At 74.6% G+C, this 21795-nt stretch carries 22 protein-coding genes and 1 pseudogene; 14 read left to right on the top strand and 9 right to left on the bottom strand.

The window, feature by feature from the left end:
- The 3 genes from E4P41_RS17110 to E4P41_RS17100 all read left to right on the top strand — a co-directional run.
- Nucleotides 1-1051: AAA family ATPase (locus tag E4P41_RS17110; protein WP_167761142.1), on the top strand; the 1051-nt coding region annotated here is incomplete at its 5' end.
- A 298-nt stretch (nucleotides 1052-1349) separates the two neighbouring features.
- The gene (locus E4P41_RS17105) at nucleotides 1350-1859 is read left to right on the top strand and encodes a DinB family protein (RefSeq protein ID WP_135142467.1); all 510 of its coding nucleotides are present in this window, start codon (nucleotides 1350-1352) and stop codon (nucleotides 1857-1859) included.
- Between the two features lie 724 nt (nucleotides 1860-2583).
- A complete protein-coding gene (locus tag E4P41_RS17100) occupies nucleotides 2584-2841 on the top strand; it encodes a hypothetical protein (RefSeq protein ID WP_135142466.1) in 258 nt (85 codons plus the stop codon).
- Nucleotides 2842-2864: 23 nt separating this feature from the next.
- On the opposite strand, the gene E4P41_RS22760 is transcribed toward E4P41_RS17100, so the two are convergent.
- Nucleotides 2865-3209 (bottom strand): CGNR zinc finger domain-containing protein, encoded by a 345-nt coding sequence (locus E4P41_RS22760; protein ID WP_135142465.1) that lies wholly within the window; start codon nucleotides 3207-3209, stop codon nucleotides 2865-2867.
- 206 nt (nucleotides 3210-3415) lie between these two features.
- On the opposite strand from E4P41_RS22760, the pseudogene E4P41_RS23810 reads away from it, so the two are divergent.
- The 3 genes and pseudogenes from E4P41_RS23810 to E4P41_RS17080 all read left to right on the top strand — a co-directional run.
- Nucleotides 3416-3634 (top strand): annotated as a pseudogene (locus E4P41_RS23810) (MFS transporter); the annotation flags it as partial.
- Nucleotides 3623-4255, top strand: coding sequence for a ribbon-helix-helix domain-containing protein (locus E4P41_RS17085; RefSeq protein WP_135142470.1), 633 nt, complete (start codon nucleotides 3623-3625; stop codon nucleotides 4253-4255). The pseudogene E4P41_RS23810 and the gene E4P41_RS17085, both read left to right, overlap by 12 nt.
- The gene (locus tag E4P41_RS17080; protein ID WP_135142464.1) at nucleotides 4255-4608 is read left to right on the top strand and encodes a type II toxin-antitoxin system PemK/MazF family toxin; all 354 of its coding nucleotides are present in this window, start codon (nucleotides 4255-4257) and stop codon (nucleotides 4606-4608) included. Before E4P41_RS17085 ends, E4P41_RS17080 begins: the two co-directional genes overlap by 1 nt.
- 13 nt (nucleotides 4609-4621) lie before the next feature.
- Here E4P41_RS17080 and E4P41_RS17075 read toward each other — a convergent pair whose 3' ends face one another.
- Nucleotides 4622-5437, bottom strand: a complete 816-nt coding sequence (locus tag E4P41_RS17075; RefSeq protein WP_135142463.1) for an endonuclease/exonuclease/phosphatase family protein — start codon at nucleotides 5435-5437, stop codon at nucleotides 4622-4624.
- A 4-nt stretch (nucleotides 5438-5441) separates the two neighbouring features.
- Nucleotides 5442-7121, bottom strand: coding sequence for an alkaline phosphatase D family protein (locus E4P41_RS17070; protein ID WP_135142462.1), 1680 nt, complete (start codon nucleotides 7119-7121; stop codon nucleotides 5442-5444).
- 71 nt (nucleotides 7122-7192) lie between these two features.
- Between E4P41_RS17070 and ftsY the strand changes: the two genes are divergently transcribed.
- Nucleotides 7193-8416 carry a signal recognition particle-docking protein FtsY gene (gene ftsY, locus E4P41_RS17065; RefSeq protein ID WP_135142461.1) on the top strand — a complete coding sequence of 408 codons (1224 nt, stop codon included), beginning with the start codon at nucleotides 7193-7195 and terminating at the stop codon, nucleotides 8414-8416.
- Between the two features lie 62 nt (nucleotides 8417-8478).
- Here the strand turns inward: ftsY and E4P41_RS17060 are convergent, their stop codons facing one another.
- The 4 genes from E4P41_RS17060 to E4P41_RS17050 are packed head-to-tail and all read right to left on the bottom strand — an operon-like array spanning nucleotide 8479 to nucleotide 11045.
- The gene (locus tag E4P41_RS17060) at nucleotides 8479-9234 is read right to left on the bottom strand and encodes an ABC transporter ATP-binding protein (protein WP_209307769.1); all 756 of its coding nucleotides are present in this window, start codon (nucleotides 9232-9234) and stop codon (nucleotides 8479-8481) included.
- Nucleotides 9231-10013 (bottom strand): cobalt ECF transporter T component CbiQ, encoded by a 783-nt coding sequence (cbiQ, locus tag E4P41_RS17055; protein WP_135142460.1) that lies wholly within the window; start codon nucleotides 10011-10013, stop codon nucleotides 9231-9233. The genes E4P41_RS17060 and cbiQ overlap by 4 nt, the downstream gene beginning before the upstream one ends.
- A gap of 1 nt (nucleotide 10014) precedes the next feature.
- Nucleotides 10015-10347, bottom strand: coding sequence for a PDGLE domain-containing protein (locus E4P41_RS22275; protein WP_167761140.1), 333 nt, complete (start codon nucleotides 10345-10347; stop codon nucleotides 10015-10017).
- Entirely contained in the window at nucleotides 10344-11045 is a 702-nt protein-coding gene (locus E4P41_RS17050; RefSeq protein WP_167761139.1) for an energy-coupling factor ABC transporter permease, read from the bottom strand. Before E4P41_RS17050 ends, E4P41_RS22275 begins: the two co-directional genes overlap by 4 nt.
- A gap of 345 nt (nucleotides 11046-11390) precedes the next feature.
- Here E4P41_RS17050 and E4P41_RS17045 point away from each other — a divergent pair, with 345 nt between their 5' ends.
- From E4P41_RS17045 to E4P41_RS17020, 6 genes are all read left to right on the top strand, one after another.
- Nucleotides 11391-12785 (top strand): ammonium transporter, encoded by a 1395-nt coding sequence (locus E4P41_RS17045; RefSeq protein ID WP_135142459.1) that lies wholly within the window; start codon nucleotides 11391-11393, stop codon nucleotides 12783-12785.
- Entirely contained in the window at nucleotides 12782-13120 is a 339-nt protein-coding gene (locus tag E4P41_RS17040) for a P-II family nitrogen regulator (RefSeq protein WP_135142458.1), read from the top strand. The genes E4P41_RS17045 and E4P41_RS17040 overlap by 4 nt, the downstream gene beginning before the upstream one ends.
- A gap of 107 nt (nucleotides 13121-13227) precedes the next feature.
- Nucleotides 13228-15600 (top strand): [protein-PII] uridylyltransferase, encoded by a 2373-nt coding sequence (locus tag E4P41_RS17035; protein ID WP_135142457.1) that lies wholly within the window; start codon nucleotides 13228-13230, stop codon nucleotides 15598-15600.
- Nucleotides 15601-15686: 86 nt separating this feature from the next.
- The gene (locus E4P41_RS17030; RefSeq protein WP_135142456.1) at nucleotides 15687-15905 is read left to right on the top strand and encodes a hypothetical protein; all 219 of its coding nucleotides are present in this window, start codon (nucleotides 15687-15689) and stop codon (nucleotides 15903-15905) included.
- A 130-nt stretch (nucleotides 15906-16035) separates the two neighbouring features.
- A complete protein-coding gene (gene ffh / locus E4P41_RS17025; protein WP_135142455.1) occupies nucleotides 16036-17631 on the top strand; it encodes a signal recognition particle protein in 1596 nt (531 codons plus the stop codon).
- A gap of 85 nt (nucleotides 17632-17716) precedes the next feature.
- The gene (locus E4P41_RS17020) at nucleotides 17717-18802 is read left to right on the top strand and encodes an amidohydrolase family protein (protein WP_245177434.1); all 1086 of its coding nucleotides are present in this window, start codon (nucleotides 17717-17719) and stop codon (nucleotides 18800-18802) included.
- A gap of 151 nt (nucleotides 18803-18953) precedes the next feature.
- Here E4P41_RS17020 and E4P41_RS17015 read toward each other — a convergent pair whose 3' ends face one another.
- Nucleotides 18954-20204, bottom strand: coding sequence for a HAMP domain-containing sensor histidine kinase (locus tag E4P41_RS17015; protein ID WP_135142454.1), 1251 nt, complete (start codon nucleotides 20202-20204; stop codon nucleotides 18954-18956).
- On the bottom strand, nucleotides 20201-20887 hold the full coding sequence (locus tag E4P41_RS17010) for a response regulator transcription factor (protein WP_135142453.1): 687 nt from the start codon (nucleotides 20885-20887) through the stop codon (nucleotides 20201-20203). The genes E4P41_RS17015 and E4P41_RS17010 overlap by 4 nt, the downstream gene beginning before the upstream one ends.
- Nucleotides 20888-21010: 123 nt before the next feature.
- Between E4P41_RS17010 and E4P41_RS17005 the strand changes: the two genes are divergently transcribed.
- Nucleotides 21011-21580 (top strand): hypothetical protein, encoded by a 570-nt coding sequence (locus E4P41_RS17005; RefSeq protein WP_135142452.1) that lies wholly within the window; start codon nucleotides 21011-21013, stop codon nucleotides 21578-21580.
- The last annotated feature ends 215 nt before the right edge of the window (nucleotides 21581-21795 follow it).

Genomic DNA, 21795 nt, shown 5'->3' with positions numbered 1-21795 from the left:
TGCGCGGGTGGCCGAGCGGGTGCGAGCCGGCGCGGAGGCGGCGCTGACCGCGCTGGCGTCGTCCCTGGAGCGGGCCTCCGCCGAGCGCGACGAGCTGGCCCGCGTGCGCACGGCCCGCGAGGCCGAGCTGCTCGAGGTACGCGCCGCCGTCCGGTCGGCGACGGCCGAGCTGGAGCGGCTGACCGACGAGGTGCACCGCGACGAGGTGGCCCGCGCCGAGCAGCGCTACCGCATCGAGGCCCTGGAGGGCCGGGCCGCCGAGGAGTACGGCGTCGACCTGCCCACCCTGCTCGCCGAGTACGGCCCGGCCGCCCCGGTGCCGCCCACCCCGGCGCAGGTCGCCGCCGCGCAGGACGCGGGCGAGCCCGAGCCCGCCCCGGTGCCCTACGACCGCGCCGCGCAGGAGCGCCGGGCCGCCAAGGCCGAGCGCGACCTGGCAACGCTCGGCAAGGTCAACCCGCTGGCGCTCGAGGAGTTCGCGGCGCTTGAGGAGCGGCACGGCTTCCTGGCCACCCAGCTCGAGGATCTCAAGGCCACCCGCCGCGACCTGCTCACCGTCGTCCGGGAGGTCGACGGGCGCATCCACGACGTCTTCGCCTCGGCCTTCGCCGACGTGCAGCGGGAGTTCGAGCAGGTCTTCGCCGTCCTCTTCCCGGGCGGGCACGGCCGGCTGCACCTCACCGACCCCGAGAACATGCTCACCACCGGCGTCGAGGTCGAGGCCCGCCCGCCCGGCAAGAAGGTCAAGCGGCTCTCGCTGTTGTCCGGTGGGGAGCGCTCGCTGACCGCCGTCGCGCTGCTCGTGGCGATCTTCCGGGCCCGGCCCTCGCCCTTCTACGTGCTCGACGAGGTCGAGGCCGCGCTCGACGACGTCAACCTCGGCCGGCTGCTCACCCTGGTCGAGCAGCTGCGCTCGACGTCGCAGTTGATCGTCATCACGCACCAGAAGCGCACGATGGAGATCGCCGACACGCTCTACGGCGTGAGCATGCGCGGCGACGGCATCACCGGCGTCATCAGCCAGCGCCTGCGCGAGGCCGAACCCGCCTGATGCCGACGCCTGGCATGTCGGAGTAGCCGGCCGCGTCGTCGGCGAGGCTGCGGGCCAGCGGGCGTCGCCATCCGAACGTGTGGGACCTACCTGGCGGGCACGTCGAGCCCGGGGAGGACGAGCTGGCCACCCTGATCTACCGACGCCGGCCCGTCCTGCCAGTGCGCCTGCACGGCTTTGCGTACCAGGATGGTCCGGTGCCCGGTATAGCTGACGTGTTCGTGAATCCCGCCGACGGCGTGCGGGGCATGGGACACGCCAACCTGATCGACGGGCGTATCGACGGGCGAGTGGGCCGGTGAGCTTGCCGTTCCCGAGCCCGACCGTCCAGTACCCGTCTCGGGCCGAGGTCTTGCTCGGGTACCTGGCGTACTTCCGGTCGGCGCTCGTGGCCAAGCTCGACGGCCTGCCCCCGGCAGAGCTGCGCGCCAGCCGGCTGCCGTCCGGGTGGACGCCGCTGCAACTGCTCAAGCACCTGGCGTTCGTCGAGCGGCGCTGGCTGGTCTGGGGGTTCGAGGGTGAGGCTGTCGCCGAGCCCTGGGGCGATCAGCAGGACGGCTGCTGGTTCGTGGCGCCGTCGGAGACGGTGGAGCACCTGCTCGCAAGCCTGCGGCAGCAGGCCGAGCGGACCCGCGCGGTCGTGCTCGCGCACGAACTCGACGAGGTGGGGCAGCCGGGTGAGCGGTGGGACGGCGCTGAGCCGGCGACGCTCGAGCGGGTGCTGCTGCACCTCGTGCAGGAGTACGCCCGACACGTGGGCCACCTTGACATCGTCCGCGAGCTCGTGGACGGCACGGTCGGCGAGTGAGGTGCGGTGCTCGAATTCTGACTGTGTCGCAAGAGGATCCCCTGCGGGACACAGGTCCGGAGTCGTCCACCGGGCCCGCTGTCGCCGGTGACCGCTTCTTGCCGGCCATCGATGGCCAGGCGCCGTCGCTCGTCGGGCCCTGGCGTGGTCGTTTCGCTGTGCACCGCGCTGGCCCCTGCCGCTGACGGGTGGCCAGTGCCGACCGCCGCGCTGCTCTTGCTCGCCGCCCTGTTCGGCTCCCTCGCGGTGGTAGCGCAGCCAGACTTGCAGGCGCGGCCGCGCGCGGCTGCAGCGGCGACCGGGTATCCGGGCTCTCGGCCGCGGTGGTCTGGGCGCCCGTGTGGTGGCGCGCCGTCGATGAGAAGACGCAGAAGGCGATGGCACCGACCAGCAGCAGTCGCCCGCGCGGTCGCGGCCGCGCCCGCCGCGGCGGTCTCCCGCTGTCCTCACCGGGTTCGCGCACCAGGAACCGGGTCGCGGCCTCTCCCGCGGCCAGCCCCAGCGCGGCGACGGTGCCGAGGTGCGCTCCCAACGGGATGTCGAGGGCGGCGGCCGCCGCCGCGACGCTCGCGCCGAGGACCAGTCCGATGTCCTGGGCGGCGTGCAGCTCGGAGAGCATCGGCCGCCGGTAGCGGTGCTCCAGCGCGACGCCTTGGGCGTTGAGTGCAGCGTCGACCACGCTGTCGGCCGCCGCCCAAGCCTCCGTGCCGGCGTCCGTCCGCCGGTGCTGCTGGCCGGGCGCGGCGACGAGCCGGTGGAGACCCGGGCCCTGGGGGCGGCCGGCCGTGGTGTCGCGCTCACCCACGAGCTCACCGTCCTGGTCGGCCGGCACGACGTGGTCGTCCGCCCACTGGCCGACGAGCCCGGCATCCGGCGCGTCCAGGTCGCGGCGCTTCCCGCACCGCGACCGCCGGCGATCGAGGTCGCGCTCGCCGCGCTGTTCGACATCGGTGCCCGACACCGTGCCTCAGGCGGGGGGTAGGTGACGACGCCGCCAGCTCCGGCTCACGAGGACCGGTGGACGGCGCGGTAGCGGCGCATCTTCATGATCGAGCCGCAGGCGGCCATGCTGCACGAGCGGCGGCTGCCGTTCCTGCTGGTGTCGAGGAACAGCCAGCGGCAGTGACCGCACTGCCGGAGCCGGTCCAGGGATGCCGAGCGCAGCAGTTCCACGGCCTGCACCGCGAGCGGCCACAGAGGCCGGTCCAACGGAGCGTCGCTGTCGGGCCAGCTCCAGGCGTAGCGGCCGCCGGTGGCGTACAGGGCCGCGTGGTCCAGCGCAGCGACGTGGGCTCGCCGGACGGTGCCGAGGTCGCCGTCGGAGGCTGCCTGCTCCTGCAGGGGGGTCACCGCCTACCTCCTGTGCTTCGGCGGGTTCCTGCTCCTCGGTGGTCGGCTGGGCGACCTGTACGGCCGGCGCCGCGTCCTGGTGACCGGCCTGCTGCTGTTCGCCGCCGGCGCGCTGCTCGCCGGCCTGGCCGGGGACACCGCCGTCCTCATCGGCGGCCGCGCCATCCAGGGCATCGGCGCGGCGCTGATGGCCCCCGACCGCACTCGCTCTCCTCGTGGCGGCTTTCCCCGAGGGACCCGCCCGCACCCGAGCGCTGGGCTGGTGGTCCACGGCGAGCTCGGTCGGCATCCCGGCCGGAGCGCTCCTCACCGCGACCTCGGGATGGCGCTGGGTGCTGCTGGTCAACGTCCCCGCGGCGCTGCTGGCCGCCCTCAGCGCGTGCTGGGCGGTGCCCGAGAGGCCGGTAGATGGCATGCTCTTCGCGGACACCGACGGCGACGATCTCGCGGTTGGAGTCGTCGAGCTGGCGGTACGACGGCCGAAAGCGCTGAAGCCGCTGGCCGGCGACGTCGAACTTGGTCCGAGCGATGCCGGTCAGGTCACCGCTGACGTTGCGGACGCCGAGGTCCTTACCGGTCGCACGCCCGTGCGCGAGGTCGTCGATGATCGCGGCTGTGGCCGCGACGACCTCCGGCGCGGGACAGTTGCCAGCATGTCGGTGAGCGATCCACCTGCAGGCCCTGCAGCAGGGCGGAGTGGACCGCGGGGCGAGGTGGTCGCGCGGAAGGGGCGCGGGCCTTGGCCGAGGAGATGGCGCGCAACAGCTGCATACCAGCTGGTTGACCGGCGACCTACGCTCCCCTGCATGAGCACCCAGATTGCCATTCGCCTAGACGATGACGAGCTGGCTGCGCTCGACGCCGAGGTCCGGGCCGGACGTGCAGCCAGTCGTTCGGACGCCGTCCGTCGCGGGATCGCCTACATCCAGCGGGCGCAGCGGTATAGAGCCGAGGACGCCACGCTGAGCGAACTGGCTGAGCGGGGAGAGCCGGTCTACCCCGAGTTCGAGGGCATGAAGGACCTGCCGCACCTGCCGCTCGACTGATGCGGACCATCGCCTCGGTTCAGTTGGACAAGCGACGACCGGCTCTCATTCTCACCCGTCACTCGAAGCTGTCGTACTTGTCCCGGGTGACCGTGGCGCCGATCGCCAGCACTGTCCGCGGTATCCCCAGTGAGGTGCTTGTGGGTATCCGCAACGGCCTCGACCACGACAGCGTGATCAGCTGTGACAACATCACGACCGTCCCCCGCGAGGCCGTCTACAGCACCATCGGGTACTTCTACGACGACCAGGAACCCGACCTGCTCCGGGCGATCAGCGACGCCTTGAGCTCGTTCTCCTCTGATCCGGGCTCCATCCACGGCGTCCCCGGGTGCGCGCGGGGACGCGCCTAGGAAGGGTCGTTCTTCAGACGCCCGACTGCACCTCCAGGTCCACGGCCAGCGGCAGGTGGTCCGACGCGCCGGCGGCATCCAGCACATGGGCGCGGGCCACACCGACGCCGGGGGAGACCCAGACCTGGTCGATCCGCCGGTGCGGACGGCGGGCCGGGTGCGTCTCGCCGTGCCGGTGGTGCCAGAACCGCCAGCCGGCCTGGTCGTCGCGGTCGGGCGCCAGCTCCCACGCGTCGGTGAACCCCTCGCGCAGCGCGGCCAGCTCCGGAGCGCCGGGATCGGCGTTGAAGTCACCGACGAGGACGCCGGTCTCCATCGGCGCGGTGTGCAGCCGCGCGATCGCGGCCGCCTGTGCGGCACGCTCCTCGGCCGAGCGGGTGGACAGGTGGGTGGTCGTCACCCAGAGCGCGGCGCCGTCGAGCTCCACCATGGTGCGCAGCGCGCTGCGTGGCTCGCCGTCGCCGGGCAGCGGGTGGACGTCGCTGACAAGGATCGGCAACCGGGACAACAGCGCGTTGCCGTACTGCCGGCGCGGCCCCTTCTCCCGGCGCGGCTCGTCGATCGCCGGCCCCCACGCCAGCTGCATGTCCAGCGCCCGGGACAGCAGCAGCGCCTGGTCGACGTCCTCGCTGCGGCCGCCGAAGTGCCGGTCCACCTCCTGCAGGCAGATGACGTCGGCGTCCGCGGCCGCCAGCACCGTGGCCAGGCGCGGCAGGTCGTGACGGCCGTCGTCCCCGACGCCGTGATGGGTGTTGAACGTGACCAGCCGGACGGGGACCGGCGGCTGGTCGGGGCCGGGGGCGGGTCTTCTGCCCAGGGCGTCCGTCACCCCGTCAGCCTGTCACCTCCGCGGCGACCGGGTCGGAGAGCGGCAGGTCCGCGACCAGTCGGAGCCGCTCCTGCCCCGCGCCGTCGCGGTCGCTCACGAACAGCCGGAAGCGGGCCTGCCGGTCGTGCAGGACCAGCTCGCCGAGCTGGTTGCCGAAGTACGGCCCGGCGCGCTTGGTCCAGTCCAGCTCGGAGGGGCGCACCCGGGCCAGCCGCGCCATTCCCGCGGCGAGCCGGCGGGCATGGCGGCTCCAGCCGACCCGGAAGCCCACCCGGATCGGATGCGGCGCCTGGTTGTGGAGCGGGGACACGGTCAGCTGGTGCACCCGGGTGGCCAGACCGTCGGGCTGCACCAGCTCGGCGGCGTAGGCGTGGTGGACGTCGCCGGAGAGCACCAGTGCCGTCGCCGGCGCCCGGCCGTGCTCGCCGCGGGCCACCGCCAGCAGGGCCCGGCCCAGCCGCTCGAAGGAGTCACCGAAGGCGGCCCAGTGCTCGAGGTCGGCGGCCTGGCGGAGCTTCTCCGACACCCAGCCGACCGGCCGGCCGAGGTGGCGCCGGATGAGCGTCTCGTTCCACCGCTCCATCTCGTGGATCGCGTGCGGCAGCAGCCAGGGCAGCGAGGTGCCGAGGACCAGGTGCTCGACGCCCTCGTCCACGGCGCGGCGCATCGCCGCCTCCACCCAGGCGAACTCGTCGTCGTCGAGCATTCCGCGGGCGGACTCGTCCAGGACCCGGCCGGCCCGGCTGTCGACCATGATCATCCGCGCCTCGCCCCAGTGCCGGACGAAGCTCCAGCGGATCGACCGGGGGTCGGTGTCGGCGGCCTCGGCCATCGCCTGCAGCACCGGTTCGGCGTCACCGGGGTGTTCGAGGACCGCCTGCCAGGTCGCGTTCTCCGCCAGCTCCTGCGGGCTGAGGTTGCCCAGGTGCTGGTACACCCAGTAGCTGACCAGCCCGCCGCAGATCCGGCGGGTCCACCAGTCCCGGCCGGTGGCCTCGCGGCGCCAGGCGGCCGAGGTGTTCCAGTCGTCGATCATCTCGTGGTCGTCGAAGATCATCGACGACGGGACGGTCGACAGCAGCCAGCGCACCTGGGGGTCGCTCCAGGACTCGGCGTAGAGCCGGGTGTACTCCTCGAAGTCGTCGACCTGGGCGTCGGCGGGGGCCGGCTGCTGCCGGCGCAGCGAGAGCCAGTCGCGGGTCGCCGGCGTCAGCTCGTCGGCGTAGACCTGGTCCCCGAGCAGCACCAGCGCGTCGGGCCACTCGTCCTCCGGCTGCCCGGCCAGCCGCGCGGCGTAGGTGTCCAGCGCGTCGGGCGGGATGCCCGCCGAGGCGTCGACCGTACTCGGGGTGGCGTAGCGACAGGAGCCGAAGGCCACGCGGAAGGAGCCGGGCCGGCCCGGCGTGCGGATGCGGCTGGGCGGGAACGGCGACCCGGCGACGGGCCAGACGCGCTCGCCGTCGAGGTGGACCTCGTAGGGCGTGACGCTTCCCGGCGTCAGCCCCTCGACGACGACCAGCGCGTAGGAGTGGCCGCCGACGGTGAAGGTGCGGGCGCGGCGGCCGAGCACCTCGACCTCGCAGGGCCGGTCGGTCTCCACCCAGACGGTGGCCGAGACCGGGTCGACGTGCCGGAGCAGGGGACCGAGGAGGAGGACCGGTCTCTCCCGGCCGGGCAGCGGCATGCTCACCAGCCTGGCCCACGGGCACGGGTTGCGCACGAACCCTGTTCCCGGGTGCTGGGAGACTGAGGGCCATGGAGTTCGTGCTGATCGCTATCGCGATCCTGCTCGTCGGCCTGGTCCTCGGGGTCAGCCTGCTCGTCGGCCGCGGCCGGCGGACCACCCGTCTGGACGACGACGCCGCCGCCGGGACCACGCTGACCCGGCCGCGTCCGCCCGCCCCGACGGAGGCCCCCCCGCGGCCGTCGGGGGCGACGGCCAGCGGGCAGGGGACGACGGCCGAGCCGGACGCCGTCTCGCCCGAGGCGCCGCCGGAGGTCGTGCTGCCTCCGGCCGAGCCGGAGCCGGGGCTGGTCTTCGAGACCCCGCCGCCGTCGGCCGGCCGGCTGACCCGGCTGCGCTCGCGGCTGGCCCGCTCCCAGTCCTCGCTGGGCCGTGGCCTGCTCACCGTGCTGGCGCGCGAGCAGCTCACCGAGGACGACTGGGAGGAGGTCGAGGAGACCCTCCTCGCCGCGGACGTCGGCGTCGCGGCCACCCAGCAGATCGTCGACCGGCTGCGCACCCAGTCCATGGTGCTGGCCACCGCCTCGGGCGTGGAACTGCGCCAGCTGCTGGTCCGGGAGCTGACGACCGTCCTCGGCCCCGACCTCGACCGCTCGCTCGGCGTCGACCGGCACGGCGGGCTGCCGGGCGTCGTGCTCGTCGTCGGCGTCAACGGCGCGGGCAAGACGACGACGGTGGGCAAGATCGCCCGCGTGCTCGTCGGAGACGGCAAGAGCGTCGTCCTGGGCGCCGCCGACACCTTCCGCGCCGCCGCCGCCGACCAGCTGGAGACCTGGGGCGAGCGGGTCGGCGTCCTCACCGTCCGCGGCCGCGAGGGCGCCGATCCGGCGTCGGTCGCCTTCGAGGCCGCGCGCACCGGGGCCGAGGGCGAGGTGGACACGGTCGTCGTCGACACCGCCGGCCGGCTGCACACCAAGGGCGGTCTCATGGACGAGCTGGGCAAGATCAAGCGGGTCGTGGAGAAGGTCTCACCGGTGACCGAGGTGCTGCTGGTCCTCGACGCCACGACCGGACAGAACGGCGTCGTCCAGGCCCGCGTGTTCACCGAGGCGGTGGCGGTGACGGGCGTCGTCCTCACCAAGCTCGACGGCACCGCCAAGGGCGGCATCGTGGTCTCCGTGCAGCGGGAACTGGGCATCCCGGTCAAGCTCATCGGGCTGGGGGAGGGGGCCGACGACCTGGCACCGTTCGAGCCGGAGGCGTTCGCCGAGGCACTCGTCGGCGGGGCCGACTAGAAGGACCCCGTCCTCCTCGCCGCTCGCAGGCTCGCGGCGAGCCTCTGGACGGGGCCGGGGCCTCAAGTTCGGGTGGGGTCGAACCCGTAGGGCAGCTCCAGCCGGTGGCGGGCGAGCAGGTCGGGGTCGGCGAGCAGCTCCCGGGTCGGTCCGTCGGCCACCACCACCCCGCCGTCCAGGACGATCGAGCGTGGGCACAGCTGCAGGGCGTAGGGCAGGTCGTGGGTGACCATCAGCATGGTCGCCGGCAGCGACTCCAGCACCTCGGCCAGCTCGCGCCGTCCGGCCGGGTCGAGGTTCGACGACGGCTCGTCGAGCACCAGGACCTCGGGGTGCATCGACAGCACCGTGGCGACCGCGGCCCGCCGGCGCTGGCCGAAGGAGAGGTGGTGCGGCGGCCGGTCGGCGGCCCCGGCCATGCCGACCTGTGCCAGCGCAGCGGCCACCCGCGCCCGCACCTCGGCCTCGGGCAGCCCCAGATTGCGCGGGCCGAAGGCGACGTCCTCGCCGACGGTGGGCATGAAGAGCTGGTCGTCGGGGTCCTGGAACACGATGCCGACCCGCCGCCGGATCTCCTGCAGGTTCCGCCGGTCGACCGGCAGCCCGGCGACGTGCACGCTGCCGCGCCCGCCGGTCAGGATGCCGTTGAGGTGCAGCACCAGCGTCGTCTTGCCGGCGCCGTTGGGCCCGAGCAGCGCGACGCGTTCCCCGCGCTGGACCCGCAGGTCGACGCCGTACAGCGCCTGGTGCCCGTCGGGGTAGGCGAAGGCGAGGTCCTCGACGAGCAGGGAGGGCGCCTCCCGTGCGGGGGTGGTCACCCGAACATCAGACCGGACGCCAGGACGGCGGCGGCGCCCAGCGGGAGGACGAGGGCGGTGAGCCACGCCTGCACGGGCACCGCCGCGGCCGGTCCGCCCGGCATCCGGCCCGTGTAGCCGCGCGACAGCATCGCCAGGTGCACCCGCTCGCCCCGCTCGTAGGAGCGGACGAAGAGCGACCCCGCGGCCGGGCCCAGCACGCGCAGCGCGGAGAGGTTGCGGCCCTCGAACCCGCGGGATTCCCGGGCCACCCGCATCCGCTTCAGCTCGCCGCCGACGACGTCGGCGTACCGGATCATGAACATCAGGATCTGGACGAGGAGCGAGGGCAGCCGCAGGCGCTCGAGTCCCTGCAGCAGCGCCCGGGGCTCGGTGGTCGCGGCGAGCACGACGGCCGCGAGCACCGACAGCGTCGCCTTCGCGAGCAGGCCGCCGGCGGCGACGAGGCCGCTCTCGGAGACCGCGATGCCGGCGACCTCCACCCGCGGCCCCTGCGCGACGAACGGCAGCAGCAGGGCGAACAGCACGAACGGCACCTCGATCGCCAGCCCCCGGCCCAGCCGGCCCGGCCCGACGCCGGCCACCGCGGCAGCCCCCAGCACGAGCGCCAGGTAGCCGCCGTAGGCGGCCCACGCCCAGGCCGCATCGACCGGCGTGGCCACCACGACGAGCGCGAAGCCGAGCACCGCGACCAGCTTCAGGTGCGGCTCCATCCGGTGCACCGGGCTGTCCCCGGCGAGGTAGGCGGCGCCGAGGACGCCGCCGTGCCCGGCTCCCACGTCAGTCCTTCGCGGTCATGGCGTCGTGGGTCACGGCGTCGCGGCCGCGGCGGCGCAGTGCCCAGGTCAGGCTCCCGGCGACCCCGAGGACGGCGATGACGCCGACGACCCCCGCCACACCGCCCGACAGGCGGCTGTCCTCACCGTTGAGCTGGTAGTCGGCGAGGGGCGAACCGGCGACGGCGCTGTCCTCGGCCGTGTCCAGGAAGCCGGCCTGCTCCGCGGCCCACTCCAGCCCGTCGGGGGAGGAGCTGGCGTACCAGCTCGCCACCCCGGCGATGAACAGGGCGACGACCAGCGCCACCACCCAGAGCGTGCGGTTCCGGCGGCTCACTGGGCACCCGCCGGCACCGAGGCGGGCCGCTCGGCCAGCAGGGCGGCCCGGCGCAGTGCGCGGGCGCCGTACACCAGGTCGGGTCGGACGGCGAGCACGGCACCGGCGACCGCGACGGTGATCGCCGCCTCGCCGAGACCGATGAGGACGTGCACTCCGCCCATGGCCATGGCGACCGTGCCCAGGGGTACGTCGGCGACCCCGCCGACCGCGAACAGGCCCACGAAGGCGAGGGCCGCCACCGGCACCGACACGAACGCGCCCATGCCGGCCGCGGCCAGCACGCCACCGCGTGACCGGGGAAGGACGGCGGCTAGCAGGCGGAACACCGCCCAGCCCACCGCCACCGCGACCAGGCCGAGCAGCGTCACGTTGGTACCCAGGGCGGTCAGCCCTCCGTCGGCGAACAACAGGGCCTGGACCATCAGGACGACGGTCATGCAGAGGATCGCCGTCCACGGGCCGACCAGGACGGCGGCGAGGACCCCGCCCATGAGGTGGCCGCTGGTGCCCGCGCCGACGGGGAAGTTGACCATCTGCACCGCGAAGACGAAGGCGGCGGTGAGGCCGGCCAGGGGAGCGGTCCGCTCGTCGAGCTCGCGCCGGGCGCCGCGCAGGGCGAGGGCCACGCCACCGGCGGCCACCGCGGCCGTGGCCGCGGACGTCTGGACGTCGAGGAACCCGTCGGGTACGTGCACGCTGCCTCCTCGGCGGCTGTGCCCTGCCGTGCGGCGGGCGACTGTCGGCGACCTTATTGCACACGGCTCGCAGTTGCATGTCTCTTGCAACAAGGCGCGACGGAACGCGACGGCGCGGCGCCGCAACACGGCTGGAACACGGCGCACGGACCCGCGGCAGGAGTTCACCGCCCGGAAACAGCGGCGTGCCGGTCGCCGAAACCTGTCGACGGCACGGTGATCGCCACGTCGCCCCTCCCCGGAGGGGGACGGCTCGAGCCTCTCGGCCCGGCGTCCCCGCGTCCCGGCCCCGCCCCCGTGGCCCGCGCCCCGCGCCGGGCCACCCCGATCCGACAGGAGGTTGCCGTGGACACCGGCGACACCGCATGGGTCCTGGCCAGCGCCGCCCTGGTGCTGTTCATGACCCCCGGTCTGGCGCTCTTCTACGGCGGCATGGTCCGCGCGAAGAGCGTCCTCAACATGATGATGATGAGCTTCGGCGCGCTCGCGCTGGTCAGCGTGCTGTGGGTGCTCTACGGCTATTCCATGGCCTTCGGCGACGACCTCGGCGGCGGCCTGCTGGGGAACCCGTTCGAGTTCTTCGGGCTCTCCTCGCTGCTGGGCACCAGCGGCCTGGACGGCGGCTTCCAGCCCGAGAACCTGGTCTTCACGGTCCCCTCGATGGCCTTCGTCGCCTTCCAGGCGATGTTCGCCATCCTCACCGTCGCGCTGATCTCCGGCGCCATCGCCGACCGCGCCCGCTTCGGCCCGTGGATGGCCTTCGCCGGCGTCTGGGCGACGCTGGTCTACTTCCCGGTCGCGCACTGGGTGTTCGCCTTCGACGGCGCGGAGTCCGAGACCGGCGGCTGGATCGCCAACGACCTGCTGGCCATCGATTTCGCCGGCGGCACCGCGGTGCACATCAACGCCGGCGCAGCGGGCCTGGCGCTGGCGCTGGTGCTGGGCAGGCGGCGCGGGTTCGGCCGTGACCCGATGCGGCCGCACAACCTGCCGCTGGTCATGCTCGGCGCCGGCATCCTGTGGTTCGGCTGGTTCGGTTTCAACGCCGGCTCCGCGCTGGCCGCCAACGGCCAGGCCGCCGAGGTCTTCGTCACCACCCTCGTCGCCACCGGTGCGGCCACCCTCGGCTGGCTGCTTATGGAGAAGCTCCGCGACGGCCACGCCACCTCGCTGGGGGCGGCCTCCGGCGTCGTCGCCGGCCTGGTCGCGATCACCCCGGCGGCCTCCTCGGTGACCCCGCTCGGCGCGATCCTCGTCGGCTTCATCGCGGGCGTCGTCTGCGCCCTCGCCGTCGGGCTGAAGTACCGGCTCGGCTACGACGACTCGCTCGACGTGGTCGGCGTGCACCTCGTCGGCGGCGTGTGGGGCACCCTCGCGGTCGGCCTGTTCGCCTCCTCGGCCACCACGGCCGGCGTCGACGGTCTCTTCTACGGCGGCGGCGTCGACCAGCTGTGGCGCCAGGCGCTGGGAGCCGGGGTGGTGCTGGTCTACTCCTTCGTCCTCACGCTGGGGATCGGCGTCGTCATCGCCAGGACCATGCGCTTCCGGGTCGCCGAGGAGCACGAGGTCAGCGGCATCGACGGCGCCGTCCACGCCGAGACGGGGTACGACCTCGCCTCGCTCGGCGGTGGTGGTGGCGCTGCGACACTGGGTGCCCAGGCGCACGCCGTGCCGCAGGACCCGGCGGGCGACGACAGGGCCCGGAGCGTCAACGTCACCACCGAAGGGAGCCGGGCGTGAAGCTCGTCACCGCCATCGTCAAGCCGTTCAAGCTCGACGACGTCAAGAACGCCCTCGAGCTGATCGGCATCGCCGGGCTCACCGTCAGCGAGGTCCAGGGCTTCGGCCGTCAGCGTGGCCACACCGAGGTCTACCGCGGTGCGGAGTACCAGGTGGACTTCGTGCCCAAGGTCCGCATCGAGGTCGTCGTCAGCGAGTTCGACGCCGCCCGCGTCGTCGACGCCATCGTCGAGGCCGCCTCCACCGGGCAGATCGGCGACGGGAAGGTCTGGGTGACGACGATCGACGAGATCGTCCGCGTCCGTACCGGCGAGCGCGGCTCCGACGCCCTGTAGGGCCACCGCGAGATCTGCACACTCGGGCGATTCCGGCCCCGGAAGGCCACGAGTGTGCAGATCTCGCGCGGTGGTTCCCACCTGGTACTTCACCCGAGGGAGAGGACGTGCCCGACCTCGAGGCGCTGGCCGGCCTGACCCGGTTCGAGCGGACGGCGGCGCTCGACGCGTGGCTCGCCGAGCTGCTGGCCGAGGCCGTGACCGGCACCCCGCGCCCCCGGCCCCGGCGCGGGGCACCGCCGCCGGTCGGCCTGCAGGGCGTCGCGCTGGTGGCCGTCGGCAGCCTCGGCCGCCGGGAGCCCCCGCCCCACGGCGACGTGGACCTGGTGCTGGTGCACGACGGCCGGCCGGAGATCGCGGCGCTCGCCGACGCGGTCTGGTACCCCGTCTGGGACGCCGGGCTGCGGCTGGACCACTCGGTGCGCACGGTCCCCGAGGCCGTCGCCGTCGCCTCGGCCGACGTCAGGGCCGGCCTCGGGCTGCTCGACGCCCGCTGCGTGGCGGGGGACGCCGGCCTCGCGGCCGCGCTCCGTTCCGCGACCCTGGCCAGCTGGCGGCAGTCGGCGTCCCGGCTGCTGCCCCAGCTGCGCGACCTGCGCCGCGGGCGCGCCCGGCAGCTCGGCGAGCTGGCCTTCCTCCTCGAGCCCGACCTCAAGGAGGCCTACGGCGCCCTCCGGGAGGGGCAGGTGCTGCGCGCGGTCGCCGCCGCCCAGCTGGCCGACGAGCCCACCGCCGAGGCCGAGGAGGCCTACGCGTTCCTGCTCGACGTCCGCGACGAGTTGCGTCGGCGCTCGGGCCGGCCGACCGACGTCCTGGTGCGCCAGGAGCAGCGGCCGGTGGCCGTCGCGCTCGGTCTGCCGGACGAGGACGCCCTGCTGCGAGAGGTGAGCCTCGCCGGGCGCCGGCTGGGCTTCGTCGCCGACGAGACCTGGCGTCGGGTGGAGGCCGCACTGGTCCGCCGTCCCCGGGGCCGGTACCGCCGGGTTCGCCGCGAGCCGCTCGCCGAAGGCGTGGTGCGCCAGGGCGACGAGGTCGTGCTCGCCCGCGACGCCCGCCCCGCCGCCGACCCCGGCCTGGTGCTGCGCGGCGCGGCCGCCGCCGCCCGGGCCGACCTGCTGCTGTCCCCGTACACGCTCAAGGTGCTCGCGGTGCACTCACCGCCGCTGCCGGAGCCCTGGCCGTCGGAGGTCCGCTGGTCGTTCCTGCGGCTGCTGGCCAGTGGCCGGCCCGCGGTGGCGGTCCTCGAGCAGCTGGACCAGGAGGGGCTGCTGTCCCGGCTGCTGCCCGAGTGGGACCGGATCCGCTCGCTGCCGCAGCGCCATCCCTGGCACCGGTTCACCGTCGACCGGCACCTGGTGGAGGCCGCGGCGGCCGCCGCGGAGCTGACCCGGGACGTCGGCCGGCCCGACCTGCTGCTCGTCGGCGCGCTGCTGCACGACATCGGCAAGGGCCGGCCCGGCGACCACAGCGAGGTCGGCGAGCCGATCGCGGCGCGGATCGCGACCCGGATGGGCTTCTCCGAGCCCGACGTCGCCACGCTGGCCGCGATGGTGCGCCACCACCTGCTCCTGCCCGACACCGCCACCCGGCGCGACATCGACGACTCGGCCACCGTCGACCGGGTGGCCGCCACCATCGGGCAGGACCCGGCGTTGCTGCACCTGCTGCACGCCCTGGCCCAGGCCGACGGCGCGGCGACGAGCTCCTCGGCGTGGTCACCGTGGAAGGCGCACCTGGTCGCTGCGCTGGTCGCCCGGGTGCAGGCCCGGCTCGGCGGCACCCCGGTGCCCGAGCCCGAGCCGGTGCTGCACCCCGGCCGGCCGCAGGTGAGCACGGACGACTCCACCGACGCCTCGACCGGCATCTCCGTGGGGGTGGAGGACGTCGCCGACGGCCAGCAGGTGACCATCGTCGCCCCCGATCGGCACGGCCTGTTCAGCCAGCTGGCGGGGGTGCTGGCGCTCAACCAGCTCGACGTGCGGGCCGCGAAGGTGAACGTCGTCGGGGGCCGGGCCACCGCCGTCTTCGCCGTCCGGCCGCGATTCGGGCGGGCGCCGGTCGCCTCCATCCTGGCCGACGCCGTGCGCGCGGCCCTCGAGGGGACGCTGCCGCTGGCCGACCGGCTGCGGCAGCGCGAGGCCGACTACCGGCAGGACGCCGTCCGAGCGACCCCGCCGCGGATCTCCTGGCACAACGGCGAGGTGACCGGGGACGCGACCGGGATCGTCGAGGTCCGGGCGGGGGACCGGGCCGGGCTGCTCTACCGGCTGACCGCGGCCCTGGCGACCGAGGGCCTGGCCGTCACCTCGGCGCGGATCGAGACCTTCGGCGCCGACGCCGCCGACCACTTCTACGTCTGCAATCCCTCCGGGAACCCCATCGCGGCCGATCAGCGGTCGCGGGTCGAGGCCGCGCTGGTCGCCGCCGTCCGCGGTGCGGCGTCCGACCCGGTGGCCGGGCGGGGGGACACGCCGGGCTGAGGTCCGCGGTTCTGTCGTACCCCCGTGCCACGGTCCAGGCGGAGCGGGACGGAACGGTCCCGACGGAGCCGGAGGAGGCACACCGCATGACTGGCCGGTCCATCGAGGTCGCCACGGCAGAGAGCAGGGTCTGGGGCTGCCCGTCCTGCGGCGACGACCGGGAGTTCGTCCAGCCGCCGTGCGTCGACGGGCACACCGAGGACGGCGAGGAGTGCCCCGAGTGGGCCTGTGCCGACTGCGGAACGGCCGTGGTCACCGCCGCCCCGGTGGGCTCCGTGGCCGTATCCGCCCGCCGCGCCGCCTGAAGAAGGACTCCCCTCGATACCCTGGGAGTCAGGTGGCGCGACGGCCCCGGGGCTCCCCCGGACGCCGGAGGCCGAGCAGCCGGTCGGAGCGACCGGCCGGCCGCGCCCGCGAGTTCTGCGAGGACGTGCTGTGTTCGAGACCCTCTCCGACCGCCTGGACAAGGTCTTCAGCGGCCTGCGCGGCAAGGGCCGGCTCACCGACGCCGACATCGACGCCACCGCGCGCGAGATCCGCATCGCGCTGCTCGAGGCCGACGTCGCGCTGCCGGTGGTGCGGGCGTTCGTCAACGCCGTCAAGGAGCGGGCGCGCGGGGCCGAGGTGTCCCAGGCGCTCAACCCCGCCCAGCAGGTCATCAAGATCGTCAACGAGGAGCTCATCGACATCCTCGGCGGCGAGACCCGGCGGCTGCGCTACGCCAAGCAGTCGCCCACGGTGATCATGCTCGCCGGTCTGCAGGGCTCCGGCAAGACCACCCTCGCCGGCAAGCTCGGCCGCTGGCTCAAGGCCCAGGGGCACACCCCGCTGCTGGTCGCCGCCGACCTGCAGCGGCCCAACGCGGTCAACCAGCTGTCGATCGTCGCCGGCCAGGCCGGGGTCGACGTCTTCGCGCCGGAGCCGGGCAACGGCGTCGGCGACCCCATCCGTGTGGCCGCCGAATCGATCGAGCACGCGCGACGCACCATGCACGACGTCGTCGTCGTCGACACCGCCGGCCGGCTGGGCATCGACGCCGAGCTCATGGCACAGGCCGCCGGCATCCGCGACGCCGTCCGGCCCGACGAGACGCTGTTCGTCGTCGACGCGATGATCGGCCAGGACGCCGTCACCACCGCCGAGGCCTTCCGCGACGGCGTGGGCTTCTCCGGCGTCGTCCTCACCAAGCTCGACGGCGACGCCCGCGGTGGTGCCGCGCTGTCGGTCCGTTACGTGACCGGCCAGCCGATCATGTTCGCCTCCACCGGCGAGAAGCTCACCGAGTTCGACGTCTTCCACCCCGAGCGGATGGCCTCGCGCATCCTCGGGATGGGCGACGTGCTCACCCTCATCGAGCAGGCGGAGCAGGCCTTCGACGCCGAGCAGGCCGAGAAGATGGCCGGCAAGCTCGTCTCCCGCGAGGGCTTCACCCTCGAGGACTTCCTCGAGCAGATGATGGCCATCCGCAAGATGGGCCCGATCGCCAACCTGCTGGGCATGCTGCCCGGCGCGGGGGCGATGAAGGAGCAGCTCGCGCAGGTCGACGACCGCGACCTGGACCGCACCGCGGCGATCATCCGTTCGATGACGCCGGAGGAGCGGGTCAACTCCAAGATCATCAACTCGTCGCGCCGGGTACGCATCGCCAACGGCTCGGGCGTCACCGTCACCCAGGTCAACCAGCTGCTGGAGCGCTTCGCCCAGGCCCAGAAGATGATGGGACAGATGGCCGGCAGCATGGGCCTGCCCGGCATGGGTCCGATGTCGAAGAAGGCCCGCGGGCGGCAGATGCAGGCCCAGTCGAAGAAGGGCAAGAAGGGCAAGGGGAAGGGCAGCGCCGCCAAGAAGGGTGGCGGCCCCGCCCGCCGGCCCGCCGGCGCCCCGGTCCTGCCTCCTGGCGCGGGCAACCCCTTCGGCGGCGGGTTCCCGGGCGGCGGGATGCCCGGGGGCATGCCCGGGTTGCCGCCGGGGCAGGGACTGCCCGATCTGACCAAGCTGCGGTTCGACCAGTCCGGGGACGAGCGGCGGTGACACGGGCTCGCCTCCGCCCCCGATGCGCTCCCCGGTCGCTGGCGCTTCCTGCGATGCTCCCGACGGCGTCGGCTCGCGGCTCCCGGTGAGCGCGCCGTCGATGCACCTCGCCGGTGTGGCGCTGCCCGAGGGCGAGCACCGGAACCTCTGGATCCGCGACGGGCGGATCACCTTCGAGCCCGTCCCGGGGGCGGAGACCGTCTCCCGCGACGGCTGGCTCGTCCCGGGCCTGGTCGACGCGCACTGCCACGTCGGCATCGGCCGCGGCGGCGTGCTCGTCGAGGACCTCGTCGAACTCCGCGAGCAGGCCCTCGCCGAGCGCGACGCCGGGGTGCTGGCGCTGCGCGACTGCGGCTCCCCGGTCGACACCCGCGCCCTGGACGACGAGCCGGACCTGCCACGGATCGTCCGGGCCGGCCGGCACATCGCCCGCACCCGGCGCTACATCCCCGGCCTCGCCGTCGAGATCGAGCCCGAGGCACTGGTCGACGAGGTCCGCGCGCAGGCCCGCCGCGGCGACGGCTGGGTGAAACTGGTGGGCGACTGGATCGACCGCGGCGTCGGAGACCTGGCGCCGGAGTGGCCCGGTGACGTCGTGGCCGCCGCGATCGCCGCCGCCCACGAGGAGGGGGCCCGGGTCACCGCGCACACCTTCGGCACCGACGCGCTGCCCGACCTGATCCGGGCCGGCATCGACTGCATCGAGCACGGCACAGGGCTGACCGAGGACCTCGTCGGGGAGATGGCCGGCCGCGGCACCGCCGTCGTCCCGACGCTGGTCAACGTCGAGAACTTCCCCGGCTTCGCGGCGGCGGGGGAGAAGAAGTTCCCGGAGTACGCGAGCACCATGCGGCGGCTGTACGCGTCGTCGGGTGCGGTCGTCCGGGCGGCGTACGAGGCCGGCGTGCCGGTGTTCGCCGGCACCGACGCCGGGGGCGGCATCGACCACGGCCGGATCGCCGACGAGGTGCGCGCGCTGCACGCAGCCGGGCTCCCGGCCGAGGCGGCGCTGGCGGCGGCCTCCTGGTCGGCGCGGTCGTGGCTGGGGCTGCCCTGCATCGAGGAGGGCGCGCCGGCCGACCTGGTCGTCTACGACACCGACCCGCGCACCGACCTCGACACCCTCGCCCGCCCGCGACTGATCGTCCTGCGCGGCCATCTGATCAGTTAGTGGTGGACCCGGTGCGGGGGCCGGAGGCCTCCTGCCGGGGACACGGGCAGCGGCTCGTCGCAGCCGGGGGACGGCACGTGGCGAGCGGTGTCGTCCGGTAGGACGACGGTGTCAGAGCGGTGTCGTCCGGTAGGACGACGGTGTCCTCGTGTCAGAGCGGCGGAGCCAGCTCCAGCGTGACGGCGGTGCCGCCGGGGGCGGAGGCCACCTGGAGCCGGCCGCCGGAGCCCTCCGCGGTGCGGCGAGCGATGTCCAGCCCCAGGCCGGTCGAGCCGCCGCTGCTGTGACCGCGGGCCACGGCGGCGACCGGCAACCCAGGGCCGTCGTCGCGCACCGTCACCAGCGCTCCGCCGCCGTCCCGGGGACGGACGGCCACGTGCATCCCGGTGCCCTCGGGGGTGTGCGCGAAGACGTTGCCCAGGAGCGCGTCGACGGCCGCACCGAGGTCGGCGCCGGCGACCCGCACCGGGAGCGGCCCCGCGGGGACGTCGACGGCGATCGGGCGGAGTTCCTCCTCGGCCAGCACCGACCAGAAGCGCACCCGCTCGCCGACCACCGCCGCCGCGTCGCACCCGGCGCCCAATCCCTCGCGCACGGTGCGCCGGGCCTCGGCGATGACCTCGTCGACGCCGCGGCTGAGCGCGTCGACGTCACCCACGAGGCGCTCGCGCTCGCCCGCCGGCAGTGCCTCGACGTCCAGCCGCAGGGCGGTCAGCGGCGTGCGCAGCCGGTGGGCGAGGTCGGCCGCGGCCTCGCGCTCGTCGGCCAGCAGCTCGCCGATCCGGCCGGCCAGCCGGTTGACCGCTGCACCGACCTCGCGCACCTCCGCCGGCCCGGCGGGGGTGACGCGAGCCGACAGGTCGCCGCCGCCCAGCCGGTGTGCCGTCGTCGCCAGGTCGGTGACCGGCCGGGTGAGCGAGCGGGCCACCCGGTCGGCGACCACCAGGGCGAGCAGCAGCAGGACCAGCCCGAGCCCCGCCAGCACCAGCCGGGTCCCGGTCACCCCGGCGCGTAGCTCGGCCACCGGGACGAACACCTCGAGCACCGCCGTCCCGCCCTCCCGGCGGACCGGCTGCAGCAGGTAGGTGCCCTCCTCGGTCTCGCGCTGCTCCGCGCCGGCCGGTGCCGGGGCGTCCCCGAGCACCCCCTCGGCGCCGAGCCACGTCCCGTCGCTCCACCGCACCGCCAGGCGGCGCCCGTCGGGCCGGCCGGCCGGGCCGGCGGCGACCTCCTCGCGCGGGTCGAGACCCACGCTGGGCACGAGCAACTGCAGCTGGACGCGGGCGGCGTCCAGCGCACGCGACTCGGCGACCCGCGCCACCAGGGAGGATGCCGGCAGCAGGAAGGCCAGCAGCACGACCGACGTCGTCGCCGCCACCAGCAGGGTGATCCGGCGCCTCACGGCTGGGGCTCGGCCAGGCGGACGCCGACCCCGCGGACGGTCTGCAGCAGCCCCGACTCGGCGGCGGACTCGCCGAGCTTGCGCCGCAGCCAGGACAGGTGGACGTCGACGGTCCGGTCCGACCCGCCGTAGGGGAGCTGCCACACCTCGGTGAGCAGCTCCCGCTTCGAGACGACGGCGCCGGCGCGGGCCGCCAGGTAGGCCAGCAGGTCGAACTCCTTGGGGGAGAGGTCGACCGGCCGGCCCGCGCAGGTCACCCGGCGGCTGCGCGGGTCGACGGTCAGCTCGCCGACCGTCACCGCCACCGGGCCGGAGTCGGCGCCGGCGGCCCGGCGGAGCACGGCGCGGATCCGGGCCTCGAGCTGACCGGAGGAGAAGGGCTTGACCACGTAGTCGTCGGCGCCGGCGTCGAGGGCCTGGACGACGCTGCCGTCGTCGTCCCGCGCGGTGGCGACGATGACCGGCACGGCCGACACCGCACGGAGCATCCGCAGCAGCTCCGTGCCGTCGAGGTCGGGCAGCCCCAGGTCCAGGACGACGAGGTCGGGTCGCTCCTCCACGGCGACCTGCAGGCCGGACAGGGCGGTGCGGGCCGAGCTCACGGCGTGGCCGCGGTCGCGCAGCGCGCGGATGAGAGCGGTGCGGATGCGCTCGTCGTCCTCCACCACGAGGAGGTGGGCCATACCGCAGATGCTGACGTCGCCGGGCTGCTCAGGGGTCTCCCCAAGTCGGGGGGATGAGCGCGGAGGCCGCGCTTGTCATGTTCTTGGCGTGGCCTTGACCGACGTGGCGAGAGCGTATGCGGCATGAAGCGAACCGTTGCCTTCGCAGCCCTCTGGACCGCGTCGGCGGCTTCGGCCGTCGGCCTCGGGTTCCTCGCCGTGTCCCTCGTCGACGCCGAGGTGTCGCCGGGGACCCAGCCGATCGCGGCCACCGAGTCCGTGACGGCGCCCCCGCCCGCCCCGGACGACGTGACCCCGCCCGCCCCGTCGCCGCAGCTGCCCGTCGCGGGGCCGGCCTCGGGTGAGTACGCAACGGTCGGCGGCACGATCCACGCCTCCTGCGACGGCGGCCGCCTCCAGGTCGCGTCCGCCCCCGCCGTCGGCTGGTGGCTCGACGACCAGGACCAGCACGGGGAGGTGGAGTTCGAGAGCGCCACCCAGGAGGTCGAGGTGCACGTCGTCTGCGTGGGCGGCACCCCGTCGTTCTTCGACGAGAGAGTGCGCACGGACGAGAACGAGCCGGAAGACTCCAGCTGGTCGTCCTCCCCGGCGTCCTCGAGCTCCGGGTCGGACGACTCCGACGACCGGGTCGACGACTCCGGTGGTGACGACGACGGACAGGGTCGCGGCCGGGGCCGCGGCGGCGACGACTGATCCGCTTGTTCCTCCTACAGGCCCACCGCCGGGCTCGGTGACCCCCCGCACCGAGCCCGGCGGTGTCATCTGTCGTCCTACCGGACGACACCGCGGCCACGAGCCGTACCCGGCGCGTGCTGAGCCGTTGCCCGTGTCCCGGTCGGGAGACCCTGCGGGCCCCCGCGACCGGGCCACCGCGGCCACGAGCCGTACCCGGCGCGTGCTGAGCCGTT

This window comes from Geodermatophilus sp. DF01-2 (assembly GCF_004571065.1).
Classification (GTDB): domain Bacteria; phylum Actinomycetota; class Actinomycetes; order Mycobacteriales; family Geodermatophilaceae; genus Geodermatophilus.
The sequence above is the reverse complement of the archived record's forward strand: the minus strand, read 5'-3'. Positions and strand labels throughout refer to the sequence as shown.